This window comes from Caulobacter sp. FG7, assembly GCF_057808875.1.
On the sequence record NZ_JBMDIW010000019.1, the window covers coordinates 20302 to 37259 of the forward strand.

General features: G+C 69.4%; 15 protein-coding genes. 8 read left to right on the plus strand and 7 right to left on the minus strand.

Going from position 1 to position 16958, the window contains the following annotated elements:
• Positions 1 to 89 precede the first annotated feature (89 nt).
• From ACODR1_RS16240 to ACODR1_RS16250, 3 genes are read right to left on the minus strand one after another with little or no spacing between them, the layout of a single operon-like run.
• Positions 90 to 1205, minus strand: coding sequence for an FUSC family protein (locus ACODR1_RS16240; protein WP_488881373.1), 1116 nt, complete (start codon positions 1203 to 1205; stop codon positions 90 to 92).
• Positions 1205 to 1699 (minus strand): CinA family protein, encoded by a 495-nt coding sequence (locus ACODR1_RS16245; RefSeq protein WP_488881374.1) that lies wholly within the window; start codon positions 1697 to 1699, stop codon positions 1205 to 1207. Before ACODR1_RS16245 ends, ACODR1_RS16240 begins: the two co-directional genes overlap by 1 nt.
• A gap of 23 nt (positions 1700 to 1722) precedes the next feature.
• Entirely contained in the window at positions 1723 to 2871 is a 1149-nt protein-coding gene (locus ACODR1_RS16250) for a bifunctional 2-C-methyl-D-erythritol 4-phosphate cytidylyltransferase/2-C-methyl-D-erythritol 2,4-cyclodiphosphate synthase (protein ID WP_488881375.1), read from the minus strand.
• Between the two features lie 100 nt (positions 2872 to 2971).
• Here ACODR1_RS16250 and dusB point away from each other — a divergent pair, with 100 nt between their 5' ends.
• From dusB to hflX, 8 genes are all read left to right on the plus strand, one after another.
• Positions 2972 to 3979 carry a tRNA dihydrouridine synthase DusB gene (gene dusB / locus ACODR1_RS16255; protein ID WP_488881376.1) on the plus strand — a complete coding sequence of 336 codons (1008 nt, stop codon included), beginning with the start codon at positions 2972 to 2974 and terminating at the stop codon, positions 3977 to 3979.
• Positions 3976 to 5091 carry a two-component system sensor histidine kinase NtrB gene (locus ACODR1_RS16260; protein ID WP_488881377.1) on the plus strand — a complete coding sequence of 372 codons (1116 nt, stop codon included), beginning with the start codon at positions 3976 to 3978 and terminating at the stop codon, positions 5089 to 5091. The genes dusB and ACODR1_RS16260 overlap by 4 nt, the downstream gene beginning before the upstream one ends.
• 4 nt (positions 5092 to 5095) lie before the next feature.
• On the plus strand, positions 5096 to 6517 hold the full coding sequence (locus tag ACODR1_RS16265; protein ID WP_058348895.1) for a sigma 54-interacting transcriptional regulator: 1422 nt from the start codon (positions 5096 to 5098) through the stop codon (positions 6515 to 6517).
• A gap of 81 nt (positions 6518 to 6598) precedes the next feature.
• Positions 6599 to 8842, plus strand: a complete 2244-nt coding sequence (locus ACODR1_RS16270; protein WP_488881378.1) for a sensor histidine kinase NtrY-like — start codon at positions 6599 to 6601, stop codon at positions 8840 to 8842.
• Positions 8839 to 10227, plus strand: coding sequence for a nitrogen assimilation response regulator NtrX (ntrX, locus tag ACODR1_RS16275; RefSeq protein WP_116491346.1), 1389 nt, complete (start codon positions 8839 to 8841; stop codon positions 10225 to 10227). Before ACODR1_RS16270 ends, ntrX begins: the two co-directional genes overlap by 4 nt.
• 8 nt (positions 10228 to 10235) lie before the next feature.
• Positions 10236 to 11099 (plus strand): D-amino-acid transaminase, encoded by an 864-nt coding sequence (locus ACODR1_RS16280; RefSeq protein WP_488881379.1) that lies wholly within the window; start codon positions 10236 to 10238, stop codon positions 11097 to 11099.
• A gap of 128 nt (positions 11100 to 11227) precedes the next feature.
• On the plus strand, positions 11228 to 11476 hold the full coding sequence (hfq, locus tag ACODR1_RS16285; protein WP_058348899.1) for an RNA chaperone Hfq: 249 nt from the start codon (positions 11228 to 11230) through the stop codon (positions 11474 to 11476).
• A gap of 13 nt (positions 11477 to 11489) precedes the next feature.
• Positions 11490 to 12842, plus strand: a complete 1353-nt coding sequence (gene hflX / locus ACODR1_RS16290; protein ID WP_488881380.1) for a GTPase HflX — start codon at positions 11490 to 11492, stop codon at positions 12840 to 12842.
• Positions 12843 to 12951: 109 nt separating this feature from the next.
• On the opposite strand, the gene mazG is transcribed toward hflX, so the two are convergent.
• The 4 genes from mazG to nhaA form a co-directional block, all read right to left on the minus strand.
• Positions 12952 to 13785 carry a nucleoside triphosphate pyrophosphohydrolase gene (mazG, locus tag ACODR1_RS16295; protein ID WP_488881381.1) on the minus strand — a complete coding sequence of 278 codons (834 nt, stop codon included), beginning with the start codon at positions 13783 to 13785 and terminating at the stop codon, positions 12952 to 12954.
• The gene (locus ACODR1_RS16300) at positions 13742 to 15136 is read right to left on the minus strand and encodes an MFS transporter (RefSeq protein WP_488881382.1); all 1395 of its coding nucleotides are present in this window, start codon (positions 15134 to 15136) and stop codon (positions 13742 to 13744) included. Before ACODR1_RS16300 ends, mazG begins: the two co-directional genes overlap by 44 nt.
• A gap of 85 nt (positions 15137 to 15221) precedes the next feature.
• Entirely contained in the window at positions 15222 to 15725 is a 504-nt protein-coding gene (locus tag ACODR1_RS16305; protein WP_488881383.1) for a hypothetical protein, read from the minus strand.
• A gap of 29 nt (positions 15726 to 15754) precedes the next feature.
• Positions 15755 to 16930 (minus strand): Na+/H+ antiporter NhaA, encoded by a 1176-nt coding sequence (gene nhaA, locus ACODR1_RS16310; protein WP_488881384.1) that lies wholly within the window; start codon positions 16928 to 16930, stop codon positions 15755 to 15757.
• Positions 16931 to 16958: the final 28 nt, after the last annotated feature.

Below are 16958 nucleotides of genomic sequence, written 5' to 3' on the forward strand. Positions count from 1 at the left end.
GTTCAGCACCATCTTGGCGGGCTGAGGTATGGGTCCTGGGCACAGGGCCCAGGAAAGCGAAGAGGGGGCAGGAGGGCGGCGCTTCCTGCTCAATCCCGCTTGCTGGCCGTTTCCTCGACCCGGTCTGCGAAATCGCCCAGGTTGGCGAAGAGGTTCTCGACCGCGAACACCAGGCCGAAGGTCCGCGCCGCATCGTCGAAGGCCAGCTCGCGCGTGGCGCCGACGTCGCGCATGCCCTCGATGGCGTCCTGGAAGCTCTTGTGCCCCTGGGCGAAGGCCAGGCGGTCAGGCTTGGCCGCGCCTGAAAGACTCTGGGCGACCGCGCGCAGATAGGCCGACGAGGCCGCCAGCATGGCCGCGCTTGGCGGGGCCAGGGCCGGGGCGGGCAGGGGCTCGCGCAGCGCCCGGCCGATCATCACGCAGTCGTTGCGCAGTCTCCACAGCGTACGGGGCAGGGCGTCGGACACCGAACGATCCGACAGCTTGCTGGCCGTCTCGCGATCGGCCTCGGTCATCGCCGTCTGCAGCTTGGCCAGGGCCTTCAGCGTATCGTCGTAGTGAGCGCGCGGATCCAGCTCGCTGGGCTTGCCTTCCAGCTTGGCGGCGTAGTGAGACAGAAGATCGGCCAGCAGGCCGGCCGCTTTCTGGCTGCTTTCGACCACCGATTCGTGTGCGCGGGCCGGGAAGATCAGCAGGGTCGCGGCCACGCCCACCAGGCTGCCGACGGTGATCTCGGCCACCCGCAGGAAGGCCGCCGTAAGCGGGTCCATATGCGTGGTGGTGCCGATCAGCATGATTACCGCTGTCACCGGGGCGACCTTGAAGGCCGGCCGCACCGCCGCGAGGAAAGCGAGGGAAGCGGCGGAAGCCGCCAGGATCACGCCGCCCCATTCGGGATGGCGGGTGTGCAGCCAGGCCGCGCCGGCCCCTACGGCGGCGCCGACCACCGTGCCCATGAACCGCTCGATCGAGGCGGTGATGGTCGCGCCCAGGCTCGACTGCACGACGATCACCGCCGTGAACACCGCCCAGTAGCCCTGGGGCAGCCGAAGCAGGGTCGCCAGGGCGTAGGCCGCCACGACCGCCGCCGAGACCCGCACCGCGTGCCGCAACTCGCTCCTTCGCCGCGCGGCCGCCGCCAGGGCCGAGCGCGAGAAGCCCGCGCCGACGAACCGCCGCCAGTCGGAGGGCGCGCTGTCGGGCATCAGCTGGCCACCGCCTCGCGCAGCATCTCCAGCGCCGTCCGGATCGCCGCCAGTTGCACGCCCTCGCGGGGCAGCCCCTCGAAGTGCTCGTGACGATGGGCGACCGAGCGGTTGGCGCGGGCTACGGCGAAGTGGACGGTGCCCACGGGCTTCATCGGCGTGCCGCCGCCCGGGCCGGCTATCCCGGTGATCGCCACGGCGACATGGGCGTTGCTGTTGGCGAGGCCGCCTTCGGCCATCATCCGCGCCACCGGTTCTGAGACTGCGCCATGGTCGGCGATCAGGTCGCCAGGCACCCCGACCTGCTCGCTCTTGGCGCGGTTGGTGTAGGTGACGAAGCCGCGCTCGAAGACGTCCGACGCGCCGGAGATCGCGCAGATCGAGCCGGCCACCAGCCCGCCCGTGCAGCTTTCCACCGTCGCCAGGCGCAGCTTCTTCTCGCGCGCCTCGTCGATCAGCAGCCGGGCGAGGGTTTCGATGTCGATGGGAAACATGCCGCGACTCCTTTGACGTCAGACTAGAGCGGCGTCTCCACCGTCGCCACGGCCTGGGCGGCCAGGCCTTCGCCGCGGCCGGTGAAGCCCATCTTCTCGGTCGTGGTCGCCTTCACGCTGACGCGGTCCAGCGGCAGATCAAGGATCTCGGCCAGACGGGCGCGCATGGCCTCGCGGTGCGGCTTGATCTTGGGGCGCTCGCAGATCAGCGTCACGTCGACGTTGATCAGTCGGCCGCCGCGTCGGCGCACCAGGTCGACCGCGTGGATCAGGAACTTGTCCGAGGCCGCGCCCTTCCATTGCGGATCGGTCGGCGGGAAGTGGTCGCCGATGTCGCCGTCGCCGATCGCGCCGAGCACGGCGTCGGTCAGGGCGTGTAGGCCGGCGTCGGCGTCCGAGTGGCCGATCAGGGTCTCGTCGTGGGCGATCTCGACGCCGCACAGCCAAACCGACTCGCCGGGACCCCAGCGGTGGGCGTCGAATCCCTGGCCGATGCGGGTGATGCGGGCCGCGCCCGCCAGCCGTTCGGCCATGGCGAAGTCCTCCGGATAGGTCAGCTTGGTCAGCAAGGGATCGCCCGCCGAGATGGCGACCTTGCCGCCGTCGGCCTCGACCACCTGGGCGTCGTCGGTGGGCTCGCTCTGGCCGGCCCAGGCGGCGTAGGCGGCCAGCAGGCGGTCGCGACGGAAGGCCTGCGGCGTCTGGGCCCGCCAGAGGCCGTCGCGCGAGGTCGTGGTCGCGCCCGACTCGCCGGCGCGCTTGAGGGTGTCGGCCACTGGCAGGGCCGGGACGACGCCGTCGGCGCCCTCCAGCGCGGCCAGAACGCCATCGACCACGGCCTTGGTCAGGAAGGGGCGGGCGGCGTCGTGCACCAGCACGGGCTCGTTCGCCGGACGATGGGCGAGGGCCGCCAGGCCCGACTGCACCGACTGGGCGCGGGTAGCGCCGCCAGCCGCGAACCGCCAGCCTTCGAGGCCGGCCAAGGTTTCGCCCAGCATGTCCTGCATGCTCGGGTCGGTCACGATTGCGAGATCAGCGGCGCCGCTGGACAGCAGGGCCTCTACTGACCAGCGGAGCACGGGTTTTCCGGCCAGATCGCGCCACTGCTTGGCCTGGCCGGGTCCGGCCCTGGTGCCGCTGCCCGCGGCGACGATGACGGCTGAGAAGGTCATGGCCCGTGTCTAACGTTGTCGTCGGACATGTCCAGCCAACGGAGGGCTTTACTGCGCTGCACAATGTGCCTAAAAACACAGCGGTGGGGATGATCATAAAATGAGCAAGCAGCTCGCAGTCGGCGCCGTCACGGTGCCCGGGCGGGTATGGATTGCGCCTATGACCGGCGTATCCGACCTCCCGTTCAGAGAAACGGCCACGCGCCTAGGCGCGTCATACGTGGCCACCGAAATGGTCGCCTGCGCGGAGTTCGCGAAGGGCCGGCCAGACGTCGTCCGCCGTGCGGCGGTCGGCGAAGGCCTGCCGCTGATGGTCGTACAGCTCGTCGGCCGCGATCCGGAGTTCATGGCGCAGGGCGCCCGCCTGGCGGCTGAAGCCGGGGCCGAGATCATCGACCTGAACTTCGGCTGCCCGGCCAAGGAAGTCACCGCCGGCGCCGCTTCCGGCTCGGCCCTGATGCGCGAACCCGACCTGGCCGAGGCCCTGGTCGCAGCCGCCGTCGAGGCCGTCGACGTGCCGGTCACCGTCAAGATGCGCCTGGGCTGGGACGACGCCAGCCGCAACGCCCCGGAAATCGCCGCTCGCGCCGAGGCTGCCGGCGCCCGCGCCATCACCGTCCATGGCCGCACCCGCTGCCAGTTCTACAAGGGCGAGGCCGACTGGGCCGCCGTCGCGCCGGTCAAGCAGGCGGTGTCGGTGCCTGTGCTGGTCAATGGCGACATCATCGATGCTGACAGCGCTCGCCGCGCGCTTAAGCAGTCCGGCGCCGACGGCGTCATGATCGGTCGTGGCGTCTATGGCCGGCCCTGGATCGCCCAGGCCATCGAGGCCGCCCTGGACGGCCGCGCATTCCTCGAGCCCGAAGCCGAGGAGCGCCTGGCCATCGCGCTCACCCATTTCCGCCGCAGCCTGGCCTTCTACGGCGAGCGCCTGGGGCTGAAGATGTTCCGCAAGCACCTGGCCTCGTACATCGAGGCCGCGCCCTGGCCCGAAAGCGCCGAGGCCCGCCGGGTCGCACGCGCCACCCTTTGCCGGATCGAAGATCCGGCCGCCCTGGAAATCGCCCTGGCCGACCTCTGGCTCGTCGGCGGGAGGATCGCTGCATGACCGACCGCGCCCGCGTCCTGTCCGGCTCCGCGCTGGACGCCCTGAAGGCCGCCGCCTTTGAGCTCAGTCCCGAGCCGGCCCTGGTGGTCGACCGCGAAGGCGGTCTGGTGGCTGTCAACGAGGCCGCCGAGGCCCTGTTCGGTCATGGCCTGTCCCTGTTGGCTCGTGGCCGTTTCCGCGCCGCCTTGCCTCCCGGTTCTGTGCTCGTCTCGCTGATGGATCGCGCCGTGTTCGAGGGCGCTCTGGTCCGCGAGCATGGGGTCGAGGTCAACCTGTTCGGCCAGCCGCCGTTCGAGGCCGACGGCGCCGCCGTGCCGCTGGGCGACGGTTCGGTGCTGCTGACCCTGCACGTCAAGGGCGCGCTTGGCGTCGAGCGCGCCGCCGACCAGGCGGGCCTGCGCTCGGTCGTCGGCCTTGGCCGCATGCTGGCCCACGAGATCAAGAACCCGCTGGCCGGGATCCGCGGCGCGGCCCAGTTGCTGAAGACCGGCGCCAGCGCCGCCGACCAGCCGCTGGCCCAGCTGATCGTCGACGAGACCGACCGCATCCGTCGCCTCGTCGACCGTATGGAGGCCTTCTCCGAGCAGGCCCCGACCCCGCGCGAGGCGGTCAACATCCACCAGGTGCTGGATCGCGTGCGGGCCCTGGTCGCCAACGGCGTCGCCGACGGCCTGCGCCTGCGCGACCACTACGACCCCTCGCTGCCGCCGGTCTGGGGCGACGAGGACCAGTTGATCCAGATCTTCCTGAACCTGGTGAAGAACGCCTCCGAAGCCGCCCACATGCGCGGCGACGGCCAGGGGGAGCTGACCATCCATACCGCCTGGCGCCCTGGCGTCCGGGTGCGCGGCGCCGACGGCAAGTCGGCCTCCAGCGCCCCGATCGAGATCCGGGTGCAGGACAACGGCCCCGGCGTTCCGCAGAGCCTGCGCGAGCACCTGTTCCAGCCCTTCGTGACCACCAAGGCCAATGGCACCGGCCTTGGCCTGGCCTTGGTCACCAAGCTTGTGACGGCCCATGGGGGCCTGATCGATTTCGAATCCGAGCCCGGCCGCACCGTTTTCCGCGTGTTGCTGCCTGTGGCGCCTGAGCCTTCCTTGGGAGACGCGTGAGTACATGAACGCCGCAAACAAGAAGATTCTGATCGCCGACGACGACTCTTCAGTCCGTCTGGTGCTCAGCCAGGCCTTCACCCGTCTCGGATACCAGGTCAGGGCCACCGGCAACGCCACGACCCTGCTCAAGTGGGTCAGCGACGGCGAGGGTGATCTGGTCGTCACCGACGTGATGATGCCCGACGAGAACGTGTTCGACGTGCTGCCGCGCATCCGCAAGGAACGCCCCAAGCTGCCGATCATCGTGATGAGCGCGCAGAACACCCTGCTGACCGCGGTCAACGCCGCTGACGCCGGGGCCTTCGAGTACGTCTCCAAGCCCTTCGACCTCGACGACGTGACGGCTGCGGCCCGCCGCGCCCTGTCGCGTCCGGCCGACGCCGAAGCCTCCAAGGCCCAGGCCCGCGCCATGCGCGACGAGCGCCTGCCGCTTATCGGCCGTTCGGCGCCGATGCAGGAGGTCTATCGCACCATCGCCCGCCTGGTCGGTGCGGATCTCACCGTCCTGATCCTGGGCGAGAGCGGCACGGGCAAGGAGCTGGTCGCCCGGGCGCTGCACGACCTGGGTCGCCGCCGCGACGGCAAGTTCGTGGTCATCAACCTGGCCGCCGTGCCGCGCGAACGGGTCGAGGCAGAGCTCTTCGGGCGCGGCGAGGGCGACAACGGCCGCCTCGTCGAGGCCGACGGCGGCACCCTGTTCCTGGACGAGATCGGCGACATGCCGCTCGACGCCCAGACCCGCCTGCTGCGCGTGATCGACGGCACCGAGCCGGTGATCAACCCCAAGACCGGCCGCCGCCCGAACGTGCGGATCATCGCGGCCACCAACCGGGACCTGCGCGGCCTGATCCAACAGGGCCTGTTCCGCGAAGACCTGTTCTTCCGCCTCAACGTCGCCCCGGTGCGCCTGCCGCCGCTGCGCGACCGCGCCGAGGACATTCCGGACCTGGCTCGCACCTTCCTGCTGCGCGCCAACCGCGAGGGCCTTCCGGCCAAGACCATCGACCAGAGCGCGCTTGATCGGATGAAGAGCCACTCCTGGCCGGGCAACGTGCGCGAGCTGGAGAACCTGATCCGCCGCATGTGCGCCCTCTATGCGGAGGAGCTTATCACCGCCCGCATCGTCGATCGCGAACTGCAGGACCATGCCCCGGCGCCGCGCGCCGACGAAGGTCCGGTCACGCTGGCGGCTCTGGTCGAGCGCCATCTGGCCTCGCACTTCGCCGAGCAGCCCGACGGCGTGCCGGCGGCGGGTCTCTACGACCGGGTTCTGCAGGAGGTCGAGCGTCCGCTGATCCAGCTGACCCTGTCGGCCACCCGCGGCAACCAGGTGCGGGCGGCAGAGATCCTCGGCCTGAACCGCAACACGCTGCGCAAGAAGATCCAGGATTTGGGCGTCGAGATGAGCCGCGGCCGTCGCTAGGCGATCGCGCCTTTCATTGCTGACGCTTTTTCAGCACATCGGTGTTGAGTTTAGGGCACACCCCGCCCTAAACTCGCATCGATGAGTTCGGTCCCGTCAGTTTCGGAATCGGAAGACCGCCCGCGCCGTTTCAGTCGGTCCTGGTGGCGTGAGCTCTTGAGATCACGCTATGTGCTGGGCGGTGGCTACGTTCTGGCGGCCATACTGACGGCCACGGGCGTTGGCCTGGCGTCGTCTCCGCCGACCACCGGCCCCATCGGCCCCGCCAGCACCGCCATCCTGGTGGTTCTCGGCTTCAACCTCGCCCTGATCCTCTGCGTCGCGGCCATCGTCGGCTGGCGGCTGCTCGACCTGATCGACGCCCGCTCCAGCGACGCCGGGGCCCGCCTGCACCTGCGCTTCGTGGGTCTGTTCTCGGTCGCCGCCGTGGCGCCCGCCGTGATCGTGGCGCTGTTCTTCGGCGTGCTGGTCAATCGCGGGGTCGACGGCTGGTTCAGCAAGCGCGTGACCACCGTCGTCGAGAACTCGGCCACCGTGGCGCGGTCCTACGTCTCCGAACAGACCAGCTACATCAGCCAGCACATGGGCCCCATGGCCGCGACGCTGAACAGCGCCGCGCCGGCCATGACCGAATCGCCGGTCGCCTTCGGCCACTTCCTGCGCACCCTGGCCGAGGACAACGGCTTCTCGTCGGCCTACATTCTTGACCGTGACGGCCGGATCCTGGCTCGGGCCGAGCTGGCCGACGCTCCGCCGTTCCTGGCCCCGCCGCCATCGAGCTTCCGCTGGACCGACACCGGCGAGATCACCTCGCAGCGCTTTGTGTCCGAGGACCTGTTTCGGGCCCTCTACAAGCTGAAGGGGTTTCCCGACGGCTACCTCTACATCGCCCGGCCGATCGACAAGGGCATCCTGGCCCACCTGATCGAGTCCGAAGAGTCGCTGATCTCCTATCGCGACGCTGCGGTGAACCGCGCCCGGATCCAGGCGATCTTCGGCCTCAGCTACGTCGAGACCGCTCTGCTGGTGCTGGTCGCGGCCGTCTGGGTGGGCATCGCCGCCGCCAACTCGATCGCGGCGCCGGTCTCGGGCCTCGTGCAGGCGGCGGGCCGCGTGTCGGCCGGAGACCTGGACGCGCGGGTCGACGCCGAGGCCGGTCCGGAGGAGATCCGCGCCTTGTCCAACGCCTTCAACATGATGACGGCGGATCTTCAGACCCAGCAGGCGGCGCTCAAGGACGCCAGCCTCGACGCCGAGTCGCGGCGTCAGTTCATCGAGACCGTCCTGTCGGGCGTCAGCGCCGGGGTCATCAGCCTCGACGGCGCCGGCCGTATCTCGGCCCTGAACCGGCGCGCGGGCGAGCTGCTGGCGCTGGACGAGACCGCCGAGGGCCAGGATCTGGTCGAGGCCGCCCCGGAGTTCGGCCAGGTGCTGGAAGAGATCGGCCAGGGCCGTCCCAACGCCGAGGTCGAGATCGACGTCGTGCGCGGCGGAGAGACCCTGCGCCTGCGCGTGCGGGCCGCGGGCCACGCCGCCGAGGGCCAGGTGCTGACCTTCGACGACGTCACCCGTCTGATGGCCGCCCAGCGCAACGCCGCCTGGAAGGACGTCGCCCGCCGCATCGCCCACGAGATCAAGAACCCGCTGACCCCGATCCAGCTGTCGGCCGAGCGCATCCGCCGCAAGTACCGCAAGGACATCACCGGCGACCTAGAGACCTTCGATCGCTGCACCGACACCATCATTCGTCAGGTCGGCGACATCGGTCGCATGGTCGACGAGTTCTCGGCCTTCGCCCGCATGCCCGCGCCGCGCTTCGCGCCGGCCGACCTGGCCGAGCTGCTGCGCGCCGGCGTGTTCGCCCAGCGCGTGGTCGACGCCGAGACCGACGTGGTCAGCGACGAGCCCGGCGGGGCGGTCTGGGTCAATTGCGACGTGCGGATGATCGGCCAGGCCCTGACCAACATCCTGAAGAACGCCGGCGAGGCGGTCGGAGCGCGGCGTCATCTGACGCCCGAGCCGCGCGGCCAGATCGACGCGACCCTGGTGTCCGAAGACGAGGCGCTCTGCATCATCGTCGAGGACAACGGCGTCGGCCTGCCGGCCAAGGATCGTGACCGTCTGGCCGAGCCTTATGTGACCACCCGCGAGAAGGGCACGGGCCTGGGCCTGGCCATCGTCAAGCGGATCATGGAGGACCACGGCGGCGAGCTGGTCCTCACCGACGCGCACGGCCATGCCGGCGCGCGCGTCGTCCTGAAGTTCCCGGTGTCGGCGCGGCTCGCCGCGGCGCCGACTGCCAACGGCGTAGAGGAGATGACATGAGCGCCGACGTGCTGGTGGTCGACGACGAGGTCGACATCCGCGATCTGGTGGCGGGCATTCTGGAGGACGAAGGCTACGCCGTGCGCACGGCTGCCGACGCCGACCAGGCCCTGGCCGCCCTGCGCGCCCGCAAGCCCGCCCTGCTGGTCCTCGATATCTGGATGCAGGGCGGCGGCATGGACGGGCTGGAACTGCTCGACATGGTCAAGACGCTCGACGCCGACCTGCCGGTGATCATGATCTCGGGCCACGGCAACATCGAGACGGCCGTCAGCGCCATCAAGCGCGGCGCCTACGAGTTCCTGGAAAAGCCGTTCAAGTCCGACCGGCTGCTGCTGGTGGTCGAGCGCGCCCTGGAGGCGGCCAATCTCAAGCGCGAGAACCGCCGCCTGCGGGCCCAGAGCTTCGCCTCCGACGGCCTGATGGGCAAGTCGCAGGCCGCCCAAGCCCTGCGCCAGATGATCGCCAAGGTCGCGCCGGCCAACAGCCGCGTGCTGGTCGCTGGCCCGCCCGGCTCCGGCAAGGAACTGGTCGCCCGCCTGATCCACAGCGCCAGCGCCCGCACCAAGGCCGAGTTCGTGGCCGTCAGTTCGGCCGGCATGGCCCCCGAGCGCCTCGACGTCGAACTGTTCGGCGAGGAAGGCGAGGGCGGTCGCCCGCGCAAGATCGGCGTGTTCGAGCGCGCCCACGGCGGCACCCTCTATCTCGACGAAGTGGCCGACATGCCGCGCGAGACCCAGAGCCGCATCCTGCGGGTGCTGGTCGAGCAGCGCTTCCGCCGTGTGGGCGGGGACAGCGACGTCCAGGTCGACGTGCGGGTGATCTCGTCCACCTCGCGCGACCTGCGCGAGGAGATCGCCGCCGGACGCTTCCGCGAGGACCTGTTCCACCGCCTCAACGTGGTGCCGGTGCGCGTGCCGGGCCTGGCCGAGCGGCGCGAGGACATCCCCGAACTTATCAGCTATTTCATCGAGCGGATCAGTGAGGCCACCGGCATGCAGCGCCGTCGCCTGGGCGAGGACGCCCTGGCGACGCTTCAGGTGCAGGCATGGCCGGGCAACGTCCGCCAGCTGCGCAACAACGTCGAGCGGATGCTGATCCTGGCCGCCGGCGAGCCGGGCGACCTGATCACGGCCGAGATGCTGAACGCCTCCGAGCAGCCCGCCAGCGGCGGCTCGGGCGCGATCGGCGCCGAGCGGATCATCGCCCTCCCGCTGCGCGAGGCCCGCGAACTGTTCGAGCGCGAGTATCTCAACGCCCAGATCCTGCGGTTCGGCGGCAACATCTCGCGCACGGCCAACTTCATCGGCATGGAGCGCTCGGCCCTGCACCGCAAGTTGAAGTCCCTGGGCGTGGCCGGCGGCCGCGGCGAGGAAGAAGAGTAAGGACCCCGATGTCGCGTTTCGCTTACGTCAACGGCCGCTTCGTGCGTCACGGCCAGGCCGCCGTGCACATCGAGGACCGCGGCTACCAGTTGGCCGACGGGGTCTACGAGGTGTGGGCCGTGTTCGACGGCAAGCTGGCCGACGCGCAAGGCCACTTCGCCCGCCTGTGGCGCAGCCTCGACGAACTGCGCATCGCCCACCCGATGAGCGAGGCGGCGCTGACGATCGTGCTGCGTGAAGCCATCCGCCGCAATCAGGTGCGCGAAGGGCTCGTCTATCTGCAGGTCAGCCGTGGTGTGGCCAAGCGCGACCACGCCTTCCCCAATCCGGCCGTGCCGCCGGCCGTCGTCATCACCGCGCGCTCGGTCGATCGCGCCGCCATCGAGGCCAAGGCGGCCAAGGGATCGGCCGTGATCACCGTGCCGGAGAACCGCTGGGGCCGCTGCGACATCAAGACCATCGGCCTGCTGCCGAACGCCTTGGCCAAGCAGGCCGCCCGGGAACGCGGCGCCATCGAGGCCTGGTTCGTCGACGACCTGGGCCTGGTCACCGAAGGCGCCTCGTCGAACGCCTGGATCGTCGACGCCGAGGGGCGCCTGCGCACTCGCGACACCCAGGCCAACATCCTGCGCGGCGTCACGCGCCTGACGCTGCTGGACGTGATCGCCGAGGCCGGCCTGCCGGTTGCCGAGCAACCCTTCACGGTGGAAGAGGCCAAGGCCGCCAGGGAGGCCTTCATAACCGGCGCCGGCAGCCTGGTGACCCCGATCACCAGCATCGACGGCGTCAAGATCGGCGATGGCGTCGTGGGACCGGTGGCGAGCCGCCTGCGGGCTCTCTATATCGAGCGGGCGCGCGCGGGAGCGATCTAGGGTCGCTCGCCGCTGCGCGTGCATTTTCTCGCCGGAAAGTCATATCAAACGGCGAAAAATGCTCTAGCATGAGCTTGTTTGTGTGGAGGGCGTTCTGCCTTCCGATTTCAACGAGAGGGGAATCCCCAATGTCCGCCGACAAGAAACAGAATCTTCAGGACACCTTCCTGAACAGCGTGCGCAAGTCCAAGACGCCGCTCACCATCTTCCTGGTCAACGGCGTCAAGCTGCAGGGCGTGGTCAGCTGGTTCGACAACTTCTGCGTCCTGCTGCGCCGCGACGGCCAGTCTCAACTGGTCTACAAGCACGCCATCTCGACGATCATGCCGGCTCAGCCCGTTCAGCTGTACGAGCCGAGCGCCGATCAAGACGACTAAGTCCAAGGCTCTTTTGTCAAAATCTACTTCTAAGTCCCCCGATGGACTTATCGATCACGCCGACCCGATCCTTCGGGCCTTCGTGATCCATCCGGTGCGGCCTGCTCGCGGGCAGGCCGCTCTGGAGGCCCGCGATCCCAAGGCGCGCCTCGAAGAGGCCGTCGGCCTCGCTATCGCCCTCGATCTCGACGTCGTCGAAACGGCCATCGCACCGCTTCGCGCCGTCACGCCCGCAACCCTGTTCGGTAGCGGCAAGATCGAGGAATTCAAGGCGATCTGCGAGGTCGAGGAAATCGACGTCGCCGTGTTCGACGATCAGCTCACCCCGGTCCAGCAGCGCAATCTCGAGCGCGGCCTGGGCGTCAAGGTGGTCGATCGCACGGGGTTGATCCTCGAGATCTTCGCCCGCCGCGCCCGCACGCGCGAAGGCAAGCTCCAGGTCGAGCTGGCCAGGCTCGATTACGAGCGTTCGCGCCTCGTGCGCACCTGGACCCACCTTGAGCGCCAGCGGGGCGGCACCGGTTCGACCGGCGGCCCCGGTGAAACCCAGATCGAGCTCGACCGGCGCTTGATCGCCGGCACGATCGGCAAGCTCAAGCGTGAACTGGAGGAAGTGCGGCGCACCCGCACTTTGCACCGCAGCGCCCGCAAGAAGGTGCCGTACCCGACGGTGGCGCTGGTGGGCTACACCAACGCCGGCAAGTCGACCCTGTTCAACCGCCTGACCAACGCCGAGGTCGTGGCCCAGGACATGCTGTTCGCCACGCTCGACCCGACCCTGCGGACGGTAAAGCTGCCTGACGGTCGCCCGGCCATCCTGTCGGACACCGTGGGCTTCATCTCCGACCTGCCGCACGAACTGGTCGAAGCCTTCCGCGCCACCCTCGAGGAGGTGCAGGAGGCCGACGTGGTGCTGCACGTGCGCGACGTCGCCAATCCCGACACCGACGCCCAGGCCCGCGACGTCCAGGCGGTGCTGGCTGAGTTGAAGGTCACGATCGACGACGGCAAGACCGTCGTCGAAGTCTGGAACAAGATCGACCTGGTCGAGGGCGAGGAACGCGAGATCCTCGAGGGCCGCGCCAAGCGGGCCGACGCCTCGCCGGTCTCCGCCGTCACTGGCGAAGGCTGCGTCGAGTTGCTCAAGCGGGTCGGCGCCCTGATCGACGACACCCCGCCGATGGCCCTGCGCCTTGGTCCCGCCGATGGCGAGGCCCTGGCCTGGATCTATCGCAACGGCCGCGTCGTCGAGCGCGACGATCGCGAGGACGGCGAAGTCCACCTCGTGGCCCGGATGGACCCGCAGGCGCTGGGCCGTTTCGAGCGTCAGTTCCCGACCGTCTGGGTGATGCCGATCGGGGAGTGACGTCCGGTGCGTAATCCTCGTCCTTCGACAAGCTCAGGATGAGGATCATTTCACAGGCGGCGCAGTAGGAAACCTCACCCTGAGCCTGTCGAAGGGCGAGGTTTTCGCTTCAGCCTCGCGCCTTCTCCGCCGCCTTCGCCGCGTCCCACAGGGCGTCCATCTCCGCCAGATCCGACTGGTCAGGCGTGCGGCCGTCCTTGGCCAGCTCCGCCTCGATGAAGGCGAAGCGACGGGCGAACTTGGCGTTGGTGGCGCGCAGGGCGTCTTCGGGCTCGACGTCGAGCTTGCGGGCCAGGTTGGCGCAGACGAACAGGATGTCGCCCAGTTCCTCGCGGGCCTTGGCCTGGTCGCCGGCGTCGATCTCGACCTGCAGTTCGGACACTTCCTCGGCCAGCTTGGCCAGCACCTCGTCGGTCGAGGGCCAGTCGAAACCGACGCGCGCGGCGCGCTTGGTCAGCTTCACGGCGCGGGTCAGGGCGGGCAGGCCGGCCGGCACGTCGTCGAGCACGCCGCCCTTCTTCTTGGCCTTGCGTTCCTGGGCCTTCAGTTCCTCCCAGCCCGCCTTCTGGTCGGCCAGGTCGTCATAGGCATGGTCGCCGAACACGTGCGGATGGCGGCGGATCATCTTGTCGGAGATCGACTGGGCGACGTCCTCCAGGCTGAAGGCGCCTTGCTCCTCGGCCATCCGCGAATGGAACAGCACCTGCAGCAGGAGGTCGCCCAGTTCCTCCTTCAGGTCCGAAAGATCGTTCCGCTCGATGGCGTCGGCGACCTCGTAGGCCTCCTCGATCGTGTAGGGCGCGATGGTCGCGAAGGTCTGCTCGATGTCCCACGGGCAGCCGCCCTGCGGGTCGCGCAGGCGGGCCATGATCTCCACCAGCGTGAAGAGCGGATGCTCTTCACTGGGCAGCAGAGGGCGCGGGGCTGGGGTCGGAGAGGTCATGCGAGCTCGCTTGGGCGTTGGCTTGCGCCGCGTCCCGCGCCTCCAGTTGGGCGAGGATCTCGGCGTGGCGTCTGGCGTCCAGCGGATAGCGCACGATGATGATCGAGACCAGCACGCCCAGCGCCGCCGGAACCACCGTGTAGAGCACGATCAGGGCGGTATCGCCCTGGGCGCTGGGGATCTTCGGGTCGAAACCCAGCTTCTCCAGCACCAGGAAGACGCCGATGGCCAGGGCGAAGCCCAACTTCACCGTGCCGTTGACGATGGCGTACAAAAGGCCCGTGCGGTCGACGCCGCTGTTCAGGCGTTCCTCGTCGCCGATGTCGGCCATCATCGAGCGCACCAGCAGCGGCGCGGCCGAATAGGGCAGGCCAGCCAGCACCAGCACCGCGATCCCGAAGGCGTTGACGCCGTTTGGGGTAACCACCGCGGCGACCTGGAACACGGCGTACATGATCCCCGCGATCGCCAGCGAGGTGTGCTTGCCCATGACCTTGGCGATCCAGGGCCACAGCGGCGCGCCGGCCAGGGCCGCGACGAAGTAGACCAGCAGCAGAATCCCCGCCTGATCCTTCGGGATGCCCTTGATGCGCTCGAAGAAGAAGAAGAACAGCGCGCCGCCGATGCCGGGCGCCAGGCCCATCAAGAGGTCGGCGATCAGCAGCTTCTGCACGGTGGGGCGCTTGAGCAGGGCGAAATACTGCTTCAGGCCCGCCTCGTGCCGTTGGGACGGAGCGGGCGGCTCGCCGACCACGGCGCCGGCCAGCAGCGCCGTCAGCGGCATCAGCACGATGATGAACCAGCCCATGGCCTGGACGCCGGCGGCGTGGTCGCCCTTGAGGGTGAAAGCCACCAGCGGCGGCAGCAGCAACACCAGGATCATGCCGACTACGTTGCCGGCGCTCCAGAAGCCGTAGATCCGCGATCGCTGCTGGTAGTCCGTCGACAGCACCGCGCCCCAAGCTGTCTGGGCCAGCACCGCCATGGAGAAGCCGATGTAGACGACGATCAGCCACGACCACAGGAAGATCGGCCCGATCCCGGGCTTGGCCATGAACAACGCGTAGGAGGCGGCCATCAGCAGCGGCACGCTGGCCATCAGCCAGGGACGAAAACGTCCCCAGCGGGTCCGCGTGCGGTCCATCAGGCCGCCCAGGATGGGGTCCAGGATGATGTCGGCCAGCCGCACCAGCAGGAAGGCCGTGCCGACCACCGACAGCGAAAGGCCAAGCTCGCTGACATAGTATTCGGGCAGGTAGACCACGAGGGGCAGGCCCAGCCCCGCCAGCGGCAGGGTCGGCGAGGCGTAGGCGGCCAGGGCGGCGGTCGATCGTCGCGGCGCAGCGGTCATGCTTCCTCCCCGGGGAGCCTCTGACGCCCCTTCTTACTGAACGGCGATCAGACTCTGCGTCGAGGGTTCTGGCAAGCGACCGCGATCAGTCCTTCACGAACTCGCCGTCCTCGATGCGGCGGGCCAGGCGATCGAAGGCGAGACTGGCGTCGCTCCAGGTGGCCGCGTACTGCGCCTGCCAGATGTCGGTCTCGTACCAGCGATAGCGGATAGGCGTGCTGACGCCGTCGGCCGAGACGTACTCGCCCGAGATCCGCGCCCCGCCGTTGCCGAAGCTTTCCATGGAAAGGCCAGGCTTGCTGGTCAGTTGCAGGGGCGTGGGGCGATTGGGCACGGCGTCGTCGATCACCAGGCGCAGGCGGCCGCCCGAGGCGGTCAGGCCGCCGGACCGCTCCAGCCGACGCTCCACGGTCCGCTTGAGGTCGCGCGCCAGGTAGTCGAACTCGCGCTGGCCCAGCTTGTCGGCCTTGGCGGCGAGATCCGGACCGATAATCACCTCCACCTGCGAGACGGCGGGCGTGTCGGCCAGGGCGGAGCCGGCCGGCAGGAGGGACGCCGCGGCGGCGGCGAAGAGGACGAAACGCAGCATGGCCGACGCTCCTCGTTGAACTGTTGGTTCTAGTTTGGACCTGCGCCGGCTGTCGCGCCAGTCTTGCGACGCGGCAGGGCGAAGATCAGCCAGGCCAGCAGGGCCGAGGCCACTGACCCGGCCAGCACGCCGATCTTGGTCTCCTCGCGCAGCAGGGCGTCCTGGAAGGCAAGGTTGTTGATGAAAAGGCTCATGGTGAAGCCGACCCCGCACAGCACCGCCACGCCGTAGAGCTGGGTCCAGGTCACACCGGTAGGTCGTCGGGCCAGGCCAAGGGCGATGGCGCCAGCGCTGAACGCCATCACGCCGGCCTGCTTGCCGAGGAACAGGCCCAGCGCCGCGCCCAGGGTGGCGGGCGCCGTCAGGGCCGAGGCGTCGAGCCCGCCCAGGGCCACGCCGGCGTTGGCGAAGCCGAACACCGGCACGATCAGATAGGCCACCCAAGGATTGAGCCCGTGTTCCAGCCGATGCAGCGGCGAGTGCTCGCCGCGCGTCGAGGTCAGCGGGATGGTCATGGCCAGCAGCACGCCGGCCAGGGTGGCGTGCACGCCCGACTTCAGGAACAGGAACCACAGCAAGGTCCCTAGCAGCAGATAGGGCCAGAGGGCGACGACCTTCAGGCGATTGAGCGCGACCAGCGCGGCCAGCACGCCGGCGGCGGCGCCCAGGGCCCACAGCGTCAGGTGGTCGGTATAGAAGAAGGCGATGATCAGGATCGCGCCCAGGTCGTCGATGATCGCCAGGGCGGCCAGGAAGATCTTCAGCGCGCCGGGCACGCGCGGCCCAAGCAGCGACAGCACCCCCAGGGCGAAGGCGATGTCGGTGGCGGCTGGAATGGCCCAGCCGGCGCGCACGTCCGGCGCGTCGCGGGCGATGAAGAGGTAGACCAGCGCCGGCGCGATCATGCCGCCCAGGGCCGCGAAGCCGGGCAGGGCGCGGCGCGACCAGGTCGACAGTTCGCCGTCGACGACCTCGCGCTTGATCTCCAGGCCGACCAGTAGGAAGAACACCGCCATCAGGCCGTCATTCACCCAATGCTCGAGCGACAGCGGGCCCAGATAGGCGTGCAGGGCGTGGAAATAGCCCTCGCCCAGGGGGGAGTTGGCGACCAGCAGGGCGGCGGCGGCCGAGATCATCAGCAGCACGCCACCGGCGGACTCGCTGCGCAGGAAATCGCGCAGGGCGGATACGGCGCGTGCCGGCATGAAGGCTCCCAGCTTGGATTCGTCGGGT

Coding starts and splice junctions, on each gene's coding strand:
- ntrX (WP_116491346.1), top strand. CDS start 8,839: ATGAGCGCCGACGTGCTGGTGGTCGACGACGAGGTCGACATCCGCGAT.
- ACODR1_RS16300 (WP_488881382.1), bottom strand. CDS start 15,136: ATGACCGCTGCGCCGCGACGATCGACCGCCGCCCTGGCCGCCTACGCC.
- ACODR1_RS16240 (WP_488881373.1), bottom strand. CDS start 1,205: ATGCCCGACAGCGCGCCCTCCGACTGGCGGCGGTTCGTCGGCGCGGGC.
- hfq (WP_058348899.1), top strand. CDS start 11,228: ATGTCCGCCGACAAGAAACAGAATCTTCAGGACACCTTCCTGAACAGC.
- ACODR1_RS16270 (WP_488881378.1), top strand. CDS start 6,599: ATGAGTTCGGTCCCGTCAGTTTCGGAATCGGAAGACCGCCCGCGCCGT.
- dusB (WP_488881376.1), top strand. CDS start 2,972: ATGAGCAAGCAGCTCGCAGTCGGCGCCGTCACGGTGCCCGGGCGGGTA.
- ACODR1_RS16260 (WP_488881377.1), top strand. CDS start 3,976: ATGACCGACCGCGCCCGCGTCCTGTCCGGCTCCGCGCTGGACGCCCTG.
- nhaA (WP_488881384.1), bottom strand. CDS start 16,930: ATGCCGGCACGCGCCGTATCCGCCCTGCGCGATTTCCTGCGCAGCGAG.
- ACODR1_RS16280 (WP_488881379.1), top strand. CDS start 10,236: ATGTCGCGTTTCGCTTACGTCAACGGCCGCTTCGTGCGTCACGGCCAG.
- ACODR1_RS16245 (WP_488881374.1), bottom strand. CDS start 1,699: ATGTTTCCCATCGACATCGAAACCCTCGCCCGGCTGCTGATCGACGAG.
- ACODR1_RS16250 (WP_488881375.1), bottom strand. CDS start 2,871: ATGACCTTCTCAGCCGTCATCGTCGCCGCGGGCAGCGGCACCAGGGCC.
- ACODR1_RS16305 (WP_488881383.1), bottom strand. CDS start 15,725: ATGCTGCGTTTCGTCCTCTTCGCCGCCGCCGCGGCGTCCCTCCTGCCG.
- ACODR1_RS16265 (WP_058348895.1), top strand. CDS start 5,096: ATGAACGCCGCAAACAAGAAGATTCTGATCGCCGACGACGACTCTTCA.
- mazG (WP_488881381.1), bottom strand. CDS start 13,785: ATGACCTCTCCGACCCCAGCCCCGCGCCCTCTGCTGCCCAGTGAAGAG.